Below are 914 nucleotides of genomic sequence, written 5' to 3'. Positions count from 1 at the left end.
GCGTATGCGCCACTTAAAGAAAGCAGCTGACTCCAGTGTTGGAATGACCGTAGGTCTCCGAATGGCTCGTGAAGAGCTTCGCTATCTCGTTGATCAGTATGAGTCCTTAAACGAACGTCTGGACAACCTGAAAGAAGAACTTGAAGAACTGGTTCTCACGGTTCCTGGAGCAGATCTTATGATGGCGATCAATGGCGTGGGAGCGATGACCATTGTTGGTTTCTTTGCCGAGATTGGTGACTTATCAAATTACAAAGATCCACGACAGATTATTAAATTAGCAGGACTGAATTTGATGATGAACCAATCCGGCACACATCGAGGGAAAACGACCATTACTAAGCGTGGGCGACGAAGGTTGCGTTCGATTCTGTATCAAGTCGCCCGCCCTTTAACTTTTCATAATGACGCCTTTAAAGCCCTTCATCAGTATTATAAACACCGTCGAACGAATCCTCTTAAAGGGAAACAGTCTTTTGTCGCATTAGGACGTAAACTGATTAAGGTCTTATTTGTAATAGGCACACGAAAGTGTGCGTTTAGTGAGGAACATATGCTTCGCGATATCCCTCATATGAGAGACGGGCAGGCAGCTTAACATATGAGGTTCAGCAATCAATATCTCTTGGTTTTTTAATGGTTTCTTAGGTGATCAAAAGAAGCACGGATAAGCCGGTCACTATTCCGAGCATTAGGGCATAGACCCACCCGAGGAGCATATCCGGCAACCACACATGGTCAGGTCGAACGAAGGAATTTACGCGCATAGACGCTGAGAGAAATGGGAGGGTCCACCGCCATGTCGTATGTGGAGATCCAATAGTGCGATCATAAGTTAGTACCTATTAATGGAAAAAAAGACGCCAAGTTTCTTCAAACGCTCAGTGTGTTTCCATATATGTTTAAATATGGAT

At 44.5% G+C, this 914-nt stretch carries 1 protein-coding gene; it reads left to right on the top strand.

The features are described 5' to 3' along the window. A partial coding sequence (locus ACNA6I_RS23055) for a transposase (RefSeq protein WP_416314230.1) occupies positions 1 to 598 on the top strand: 598 nt, incomplete at its 5' end. Between the last annotated feature and the right edge of the window lie 316 nt (positions 599 to 914).

Origin of the sequence: Rossellomorea sp. FS2 (assembly GCF_047915635.1) — a bacterium.
Lineage (GTDB): Bacteria > Bacillota > Bacilli > Bacillales > Bacillaceae_B > Rossellomorea > Rossellomorea marisflavi_A.
Note: the sequence above shows the minus strand (reverse complement) of the source record. Positions and strands in the feature narration are given on the sequence as shown.